At 67.6% G+C, this 8,622-nt stretch carries 11 protein-coding genes and 1 pseudogene; 1 reads left to right on the forward strand and 11 read right to left on the reverse strand.

Going from position 1 to position 8,622, the window contains the following annotated elements; all coding sequences use genetic code 11:
• The 11 genes and pseudogenes from AC1D2K_RS23575 to AC1D2K_RS23625 all read right to left on the reverse strand — a co-directional run.
• Positions 1-215, reverse strand: a pseudogene (locus tag AC1D2K_RS23575) (hypothetical protein); the annotation flags it as partial.
• Between the two features lie 63 nt (positions 216-278).
• Entirely contained in the window at positions 279-548 is a 270-nt protein-coding gene (locus tag AC1D2K_RS23580; protein ID WP_478091407.1) for a helix-turn-helix domain-containing protein, read from the reverse strand.
• Positions 545-1,477 (reverse strand): serine O-acetyltransferase EpsC, encoded by a 933-nt coding sequence (gene epsC / locus AC1D2K_RS23585; RefSeq protein WP_478091408.1) that lies wholly within the window; start codon positions 1,475-1,477, stop codon positions 545-547. The genes AC1D2K_RS23580 and epsC overlap by 4 nt, the downstream gene beginning before the upstream one ends.
• Before the next feature lie 62 nt (positions 1,478-1,539).
• The gene (locus AC1D2K_RS23590; RefSeq protein WP_478091409.1) at positions 1,540-2,019 is read right to left on the reverse strand and encodes a rhodanese-like domain-containing protein; all 480 of its coding nucleotides are present in this window, start codon (positions 2,017-2,019) and stop codon (positions 1,540-1,542) included.
• A 157-nt stretch (positions 2,020-2,176) separates the two neighbouring features.
• A complete protein-coding gene (locus AC1D2K_RS23595) occupies positions 2,177-2,392 on the reverse strand; it encodes a TOBE domain-containing protein (protein WP_478091410.1) in 216 nt (71 codons plus the stop codon).
• A 52-nt stretch (positions 2,393-2,444) separates the two neighbouring features.
• A complete protein-coding gene (locus AC1D2K_RS23600; protein ID WP_478091411.1) occupies positions 2,445-3,275 on the reverse strand; it encodes an ATP-binding cassette domain-containing protein in 831 nt (276 codons plus the stop codon).
• A complete protein-coding gene (gene ssuC / locus AC1D2K_RS23605) occupies positions 3,272-4,114 on the reverse strand; it encodes an aliphatic sulfonate ABC transporter permease SsuC (protein WP_478091412.1) in 843 nt (280 codons plus the stop codon). The genes AC1D2K_RS23600 and ssuC overlap by 4 nt, the downstream gene beginning before the upstream one ends.
• A 9-nt stretch (positions 4,115-4,123) precedes the next feature.
• Positions 4,124-5,293: an FMNH2-dependent alkanesulfonate monooxygenase gene (ssuD, locus tag AC1D2K_RS23610; protein WP_478091414.1), complete on the reverse strand. Its 1,170-nt coding sequence runs from the start codon at positions 5,291-5,293 to the stop codon at positions 4,124-4,126.
• 149 nt (positions 5,294-5,442) lie between these two features.
• Positions 5,443-6,399 (reverse strand): sulfonate ABC transporter substrate-binding protein, encoded by a 957-nt coding sequence (locus tag AC1D2K_RS23615; protein ID WP_478091415.1) that lies wholly within the window; start codon positions 6,397-6,399, stop codon positions 5,443-5,445.
• Between the two features lie 267 nt (positions 6,400-6,666).
• The gene (gene ssuE / locus AC1D2K_RS23620; protein ID WP_478091417.1) at positions 6,667-7,251 is read right to left on the reverse strand and encodes an NADPH-dependent FMN reductase; all 585 of its coding nucleotides are present in this window, start codon (positions 7,249-7,251) and stop codon (positions 6,667-6,669) included.
• 19 nt (positions 7,252-7,270) lie between these two features.
• A complete protein-coding gene (locus tag AC1D2K_RS23625) occupies positions 7,271-8,299 on the reverse strand; it encodes a sulfate ABC transporter substrate-binding protein (RefSeq protein WP_478091418.1) in 1,029 nt (342 codons plus the stop codon).
• A 128-nt stretch (positions 8,300-8,427) separates the two neighbouring features.
• Here AC1D2K_RS23625 and AC1D2K_RS23630 point away from each other — a divergent pair.
• On the forward strand, positions 8,428-8,622 hold a 195-nt coding region (locus AC1D2K_RS23630; protein WP_478091420.1), incomplete at its 3' end, for an oxidative damage protection protein.

The following is an 8,622-nucleotide window of genomic DNA, read 5'->3' on the forward strand; positions in this document are numbered from 1 at the left end:
TCGCTTTCCTTGGCCGTGCAGACGACCTGGATCGACTCGGGGTTGCGGACCTTGTTCAGGCGGTAGATGCCGGCCTCGACCGGGACCCATTGCAAGAGGTGCGTGAGCCAGCGCGGGCTGATCGTTTCGAGCTGGGGAACGCTCTTCGTGGCATTGGCTAGCTGGCGGGCGGCGTTGTCGCCCAGGGCGGTGGTGCCACCGACGGTTGCGGTCATAGGAAGAAACTCCGTGGTTCGAGGTGGAATTGCAGGAAAGTGTCGAAGGATTCGGGTTTTCCCTCAACGGGCTATAGCCGACAAACTGATGAGTTGGCCGGCGCGCGCCTCGTCGAGCTGCTGGCAGCGCGAGAGCAGGGCTGCGACGTCGAGCTGCAGCGCGACGGCGAGCTTCTCCGCCGTGACGATCGAGGCGATCACTCGTCCCCGTTCGATCTCGCCGACATAGGAGCGGTCCAGTTCCGAGCGTTCGGCCAGCTGCACTTGGGACCAGCCGTTCTGGACGCGCAACTGACGCACCGTCACGCCGAAGCGCTCGATCAGCGCACTCACTGGACCGACACCGCGAGCGCCTCGCCAACGGGCGCTGCGTTCTGTACGCCGGCCTGCGTCACGCTGGCGCCGGCGGGCACGTCCGCAGTCAACCAGACGTTGCCGCCGATCACCGCGCCGCGGCCGATCGTGACGCGCCCGAGGATCGTGGCGCCGGCATAGATCACGACCTCGTCTTCCACCACCGGGTGGCGCGGCAGGCCCTTTTGAAGGATGCCGTGCGCATCGGTCGGAAAGCGCTTGGCCCCGAGCGTGACGGCCTGGTAGACTCGCACGCGCTGGCCGATCACGGCGGTCTCGCCGATCACGACGCCGGTGCCATGGTCGATGAAGAAGCCGCTGCCAATCTGCGCGCCGGGGTGGATGTCGATGCCGGTTTGGCCATGGGCCAGTTCGGCCACGATGCGCGCCAGCAGCGGCAACTGCAGCCGATAGAGCTGGTGCGCCAGCCGGTGGTAGATCATCGCCAGCACGCCCGGGTAGCACAGCAGCACCTCGTCGACGCTGTGCGCGGCCGGGTCGCCCTGGTAGGCGGCGATGACGTCGCTGTCGAGCAGCCGGCGAATGCCCGGCAGGGCGGCACCGAAAGCGCGCACGCCCTCGCGGGCCTGGGCGTCGATCTCGGCCGCCGCCCGCGGCGCATGGCGCCCGACGTAGTGAAGTTCGAGACGCGCCTGCTCCAGCAGGGCATGCAAGGCGGCATCGAGCGTGTGGGCGACGTAGAAGTCCTCGCCGTCGTGGCGCAGGTCGGAAGGGCCGAGCCGCATCGGAAACAGCGCGCCCTTGAGCTGCTCGATCACGACCGACAGCGCATCGCGCGACGGGAACTCCCGACCGGCGGGCTCGCGCGGGCGCTTCTGCGCATCGCGCCATTCGCCGCGCACGCTGCGCAGCGCGCCGACCACTTGGTCGACATCAAATCCCGACATTGCTTTTCCTCCGCGTTGCGAGTCCATGCGGGCGCGCGCTCGTGACGGCGCGCGTCCCGCACTCAGTCCTGAACCCAGGGCAGTTGATGGAAGCGCCAGCCGTCGGCCGCGCCCCGGTGCTGCGCGGCGTCTATCTCGCCTTCGAAGCCTTCGAGCACGTTGAACACATGGCTGAAGCCGGCTTTCGCGGCCGCCTCGGCCGCCAGCGCCGAGCGCTTGCCGCTGCGGCACAGCAGCAGCACCACGGCATCCTTGCCGCCGTCCTTGGCCAGCTTGGCTTCGAGTTCGCGCACGAAGCGCGGGTTGCGCGTGAGCGCGGTGCCGGTGGCCCAGGGCACGTGCAGGCTGTCGGGCACATGGCCCACGAACTTGCGCTCCTCGCCCGAGCGCACATCGACCAGCACGGCATCGCGCTGCTGAACGAGTTGCCATGCGACGGGCGGCGTGACGCCCCCGGCGTAAGGCAGGTTCTCTTGCTCCGCAGCGGCCTGGGCTTGCTCCAGCACGGCCGGCAGTGCGAGGGTTTCGACGTCCGATGACATGAAAATGCTCCGTTGGTTTGAGTGATTGCTCGGGTCGCCTTGATGGCGATAGACCACTTCAGGACGAAGCCCTTCAAGCACAAACGACTGAAAAGTCAATTCCTAACAACCAACTGATCTATTCATTGCCAGGCAACGCCGGACGTGTGCAGAGGGCTCAGAGCTTGGCGATCGAGACCTCGGTCGACTTGACCAGCGCGACGACATCCGAACCCACCTTGAGTTCGAGTTCGTCGACCGAGCGCGTGGTGATGACCGAGGTCACGATGCCSMACGSSGTYTCGACGTCGAYYTCGGAGACGACGKTGCCGCGSAYGATCTCGCGSACCTTGCCSYKRAACTGGTTGCGSACATTGATGGCCTKGATGGACATGGAAGACTCCTTCGGGTTGGAAATGGGATGGATCAGCAATGAATGAACGGGGTCACACGGCCCAGCGCAGCACATGCGCCGGCCCGTCGGTCCAGCGGATGTCGTTGGCCGGCTCGGCGTCTGCGTCCGCCGGCTTCTGCAGCACCCGGTCGAGGATGCGTTTCTCGATCGCCGCGAAGGCTGCGTCGCCCTGCGACCGTGGCCGTGCCAGCGCGATGTGTTCATCGAGCGCGATGCGGCCGTCCTCGATCAGGATCACGCGATCGGCCAGCGCCACCGCTTCCTGCACGTCGTGCGTGACCAGCAGCGCGGTAAAGCGGTGGCGCAGCCACAGGCGCTCGATCAGGCGATGCATCTCGATGCGGGTGAGCGCGTCGAGGGCGCCCAGCGGCTCGTCGAGCAGCAGCAGCCGCGGCTGATGCACCAGCGCCCGGGCCAGCGCGACCCGCTGGCGCTGGCCGCCCGACAGACGTGCCGGCCACTCGCCGCGGCGCTCGGCCAGGCCCACCTGCGCCAGCACCTCCTCGCCGCGTGCCCGCCCCGCCTCGGGCAGGCCCAGCACGACGTTGTCGAGCACGCGCCGCCATGGCAGCAGGCGCGCTTCCTGGAACATGATCCGCGTGTCGTCGTGCAGACCGTCGACGGCCTGGCCCTCGACCTGCAGCGAACCTGCCGTTGCCTCTTCGAGACCGGCCACCAGGCGCAGCAAGGTGCTCTTGCCGCAGCCGCTGCGGCCCACGATCGCGATGAACTGGCCGGGTTCGATGGCCAGCTGCGTGTTGCGCAGCACCTCGCGCTCGCCGTAGCGTTTGCTCAAGGATCGGATGTCGAGGCGGACGCCGCCTGCATCGCCGGCGTGTGTTTGCTGAAGCCGCGCACTCATTTCGTCACTCCCGTCACTCCGTAGGCCGGATGCCAACGCAGCCACCAGCGTTCAAGACCGCGCGCGAACAGGTCGGCCAGCTTGCCGAGCAGCGCGTACAGCAGGATGCCCACCAGCACGATGTCGGTCTGCAGGAACTCCCGCGCATTCATCGTGAGGTAGCCGATGCCCGACTGCGCCGAGATGGTCTCGGCCACGATCAGGATCACCCACATGAGGCCCAGCGAGAAGCGCAGGCCCACGAGGATCGAGGACATCGCGCCCGGCAGGATCACTTCCCGGTAGAGCTGCCAGCGCGTGAGGCCGTAGGTGCGGCCCATCTCGATCAGTTGCGGATCGACATTGCGGATGCCGTGGAAGGTGTTGAGGTAGATCGGGAAGAACACCGACACCGCGATCAGGAACAGCTTGGCCGATTCGTCGATGCCGAACCACAGGATCACCAGCGGGATCAGCGCCAGCGCCGGAATGTTGCGCACCATCTGCAGGGTCGAATCGAGCAGCGTCTCGGCGAATCTCACCGAGCCGGTCAGGAGGCCCAGCGCGAGCCCGAGTCCGCCGCCGATCACCAGCCCGGTCAGCGCCCGTGCCGCGCTCACCTTGACGTGGGTCCAGAGTTCGCCCGAGGCCGTGAGCCGCCACGCAGCCTTGACCACGTCGATGGGCGCCGGCAGCACGCGGGTGGAGAGCCAGCCGAGCGACGACGCGGCCTGCCACGCGACGACCAGCGCGACGGGCACCAGCCACGGGACCAACCGCCGGGCGACGCCGATGGCGAAGCCCCTGGCGGCATCCAGCGAGGGCGCGGCCACGGGCAGGGCCTGTACTTGTTGATTCATGCGTGTCCTTCAGCTCTGGGAGACGAGCCGCGAAGGCGCATCGAGATTGGCGACCGCTTCGCCGAATGGCCCGCCCGGCACCGGGCCCGGCAGCCCCGGGCGCCGCTTGCGCGGCAGCAGCGGGAACACCAGCTCGGCGAAGCGATAGGACTCCTCCAGGTGCGGGTAGCCCGAGAGGATGAAGTGGTCGATCCCGAGCGCTGCGTATTCCTCGATGCGCGCCGCGACGGTCTTCGGATCGCCCACCAGCGCGGTGCCTGCGCCGCCGCGCACCAGCCCGACGCCGGCCCACAGGTTGGGGCTGATCTCGAGCTCCGCACGGGTGCGCCGGGCGCCGCCGGCGTGCAGCGCGGCCATCCGGCGCTGGCCTTCGGAATCCATGCGCGCGAAGGCGGCCTGGGCGCGGATCACGGTCTGGTCGTCGACCCGGCTGATCAGCGATTCGGCGGCCCGCCAGGCTTCGTCCTCGGTCTCGCGCACGATCACATGCAGGCGGATGCCGAACTCCACCGCCCTGCCCTTGCGATGCGCTTGCTCCCGCACGTCCGCGATCTTCTTCGCCACCTCGGCCGGCGGCTCGCCCCATGTGAGGTACGCATCGACCTGCTCGGCCGCCAGGTCGTGCGCCGCGGCCGACGAGCCGCCGAACCACACCGGCGGATGAGGCTTCTGGACCGGCGGGAACAGCAGCCTGGCGCCCTTCACGCGCAGGTGCTCGCCGTCGTAGTCGAAGCTCTGGTTGTCATGGCTGCGCGTGATGATCTCGCGCCAGATGCGGATGAACTCGGCCGACTGCGCGTAGCGTTCGGCATGGCCGAGGAACACGCCATCGCCCTCGAGCTCGGCCTGGTCGCCACCGGTCACGAGGTTCACCAGCAGGCGCCCGCCCGACAGCCGGTCGAAGGTCGCGGCCATGCGCGCGGCCAGGCTCGGCTCATGCAGCCCGGGTCGCACCGCGACCAGAAACTTGAGCCGCCGGGTCGCACCAATCAGGCTGGACGCGACGACCCAGGGGTCTTCGCACGAACGGCCGGTCGGAATCAACACGCCTTCATAGCCGAGCGAGTCGGCCGCGCCGGCGATCTGCTGCAGGTAGTCCAGGTCGACCGCGCGCGCGCCCTCGGTGGTGCCGAGGTAGCGGCTGTCGCCGTGTGTGGGCAGGAACCAGAAGATTTGCATCGGAATTCTCAGTCAGTGGAGGACAGGGAAAAACTGCTGCGCAGTTTCTTGGTCTGTCCCGCAAGGTTTTTGGTCAGTTGAGGACAGAGCAAAAACTGCTTCGCAGTTTCTTGGTCCGTCCCGCAAGTCTTGGTCTGTCCCGCAAGGTCTCAAGAGGTACCCGCGGCCGCGGCGTCGAGCAGGTTGATCTTCTTGGGGATCAGCCCGAGCGCGAGGAAGGTGTCGGCGATCTGCTGCTGCTCGGCCAGGATCGCCCTGGTGATCGGGCCGGTGCCGAACCGGGTGCGCGACACCGAGAGCTCGACCACCGGTTGCGGCAGGCCCCACAGCGCCGCGAGTTCGGCCGCGAAGGCACCCTTGTTGGCCTGGGCCCACTGGTCGACCTTGTCGAGTTCCTCGATCAGGATCTTGATCACGTCGGCGTTCCTGCCGGCATAGTCGAGCGACGAGAAGTAGAAGGCCCGGTTCCCCACCACGCCCGTGGCGTCCGCGAGCAGCCTGGCGTCGAGCGTCTTCTGCGCCGCCGCGAGAAACGGATCCCAGATCACCCAGGCGTCGATCGAGCCCTTCTCGAAAGCGGCACGCGCGTCGGCAGGCGGCAGGAAGACGACGTTGACGTCGCCATAGGCGAGGCCGTGCTTCTCGAGCAGCTTGACCAGGAAGTAGTGGACATTGCTGCCCTTGTTGAGCGCGACCTTCTTGCCCTTGAGGTCCTTGACCGACTGGAGGGTCGAGGCCTTCGGCACGATCACCGCTTCGGATTGCGGACGCGGCACGGTCGCCGCCACATAGGCCAGCGGGGCGCCCGCGGCCTGCGCGAAGATCGGCGGCGCCTCGCCGACGTCGCCGAAGTCGATCGAGCCGACATTGAGCGCTTCGAGCTGCACCGGCCCCGCGGTGAACTCGGTCCACTTGATGCTGACGCCCAAGGGCGCGAGGCGTTTCTCGAGCGTGCCGCGGCCCTTGAGCAGGCTCAGGTTGCCCTTCTGGTTGCCGATGCGCAGCGTGCGCGCGGGAGCCTGGGCGAAGGCGGCGAACGCCGGCAGCGCAACGGCTGCGGCTGCGCCCTGGATCAGTCGTCGGCGGATCGATGAATGCGAGGTCATGGTGATGCTTTCGTTCGGAGGGCAGGAGTTACAGGGGAGCAGCCGTGGTCGCGAGGAAGCCGGTGATCAGCACGGCCGCGGCCACCACCAGCGGGCTGATCGCGAGTCGGCGAGGATCCAGCGCAGCGGGCGCGAATCCTGGAAGTCGTCGGTGAAAACGGGCGGCATGTGTTTCTTTCAGGCAAAGGAAGTCCCGCGCCGCTGGGCGGCGAGTTCGTTCGGGACGGGGTTCTGGGGGAAGGGGCGCCGCGCGGGACGCCAGGCGCGTCAGACGCTACATCGCACGTGCGCGAAATCGATCGCCTCGAAGCCCCAGGCCGGCGGCAGCCTGAGCCCCTCGCTCGCCAGCGTCTCGACCGCGTCGTCGAGGCGCTGCGCGAGCTCGGCCTGCAGCTGGTAGGCGCCCTCGGGCTGCAGCGTCACCTGGCCGTCGGTCGCATAGACGCCCGGCAGGATGTGCCGTGCCGCCAGCGACTGCAGCACCGGGCGCAGCGCATAGTCGAGCGCCAGCATGTGGTGCGGACTGCCGCCGGTGGCCAGCGGCAGCACGGTCTTTCCCTTGAGCGCGGTCTGCGGCAGCAGGTCGAGGAAGACCTTGAGCACGCCGCTGTAGGCCGCCTTGTAGACCGGCGTCGCGATCACGACCACATCGGCGCGTCGCAGCTGGTCGACCGCATGCTGCACCGACGGGTGCGAGGCCTCGCCGAGCAGCAGCGCATGCGCGGCGAGTTCGCGGATCGCGAGCAGCTCGACCGGGACATGGCGCTCGGCGAGCCGCGCGGCCACCGCATCGAGCAGCACCGCCGAACGCGAGGGCGCGGAAGGACTGCCGGCAATCAGGAGAACGGACATCGGTGGCCTTGCGCGTGCGTTACTTCTGCTTGCTCAGGTAGATCTGGTCGAAGGACCCGCCGTCGGCGAAGTGCGCCTTGTCGGCCTTGGCCCAGCCGCCGAAGGCCTCGTCGATCGTGAACAGCGTGAGCTTCGGGAACTGCGTCGCGTACTTGGCCTTCGCCTTGTCGGAGGTCGGGCGGTAGTAGTTGCGGCCCGCCACATCCTGGCCCTCGTCCGAATAGAGGTACTTGAGGTATTCCTCGGCCACGGCGCGCGTGCCCTTCTTGTCGACCACCTTGTCGACCACCGTCACGGTGGGCTCGGCCAGGATGCTGATCGAAGGCACGACGATGTCGAACTTGTCGGGGCCGAATTCCTTCAGCGCCAGGAAGGCCTCGTTCTCCCACGCGAGCAGCACGTCGCCGACGCCGCGCTGCACGAAGGTGATGGTCGAGCCGCGCGCGCCGGTGTCGAGCACCGGCACGTTCTTGTAGAGGCTGCCGACGAACTCCTTGGCCTTGGCCTCGCTGCCGTACTTGCGCTTGGCGAATTCCCACGCCGCCAGGTAGTTCCAGCGCGCGCCGCCCGAGGTCTTCGGGTTCGGCGTGATCACCTGCACGCCCGCCTTGGCCAGGTCGTCCCAGTCCTTCAGGCCCTTGGGGTTGCCCTTCTTCACAAGGAAGACGATGGTCGAGGTGTAGGGCGCCGAGTTGTGCGGCAGGCGTTTCTGCCAGTCGGGCTTGACCAGGCCGCCGTGCGTCACCAGCGCGTCGGTGTCGCCGGCCAGGGCCAGGGTGGCGACATCGGCGTCGATGCCGTCGATGATCGAGCGCGCCTGCTTGCCGGAGCCGCCGTGCGACTGCTTGATCGTGACGTCCTGGCCGGTCTTGGCCTTCCAGTACTTGGCGAAGGCCTGGTTGTAGTCGACGTAGAGCTCGCGGGTCGGGTCGTAGGAGACGTTGAGCAATGTCACGCCCTGCGCGAACGACGGCATTGCCGTCAGGGCGATGCTGGCGGCAGCGGCGGCGCCGAGGGAAAGCTTGATAAAGTCGCGGCGAAGGCGCATGGTCTTGTGCTCGTAAATGGCATAAAGCTGAAGCCACGTATTCTGGATACGGCATATGGAATCGAGAACGACTGAGTTCTCAGTTCCAAATAACGAAATCAACTAAGACACCCACAAAGGCATCCAAAATGGCACGTATGGTCCAGTGCATCAAGCTCGGCAAAGAGGCCGAAGGCCTCGACTTCCCGCCCTACCCCGGCGAGCTCGGCAAGCGACTGTGGGAAAACGTCAGCAAGGAGGCCTGGGCCGCCTGGCTCAAGCAGCAGACCATGCTGGTCAACGAGAACCGCCTGAACCTGGTCGATGCGCGCGCCCGCCAGTAC

The organism is Variovorax sp. P1_H12_2 (genome assembly GCF_056405335.1).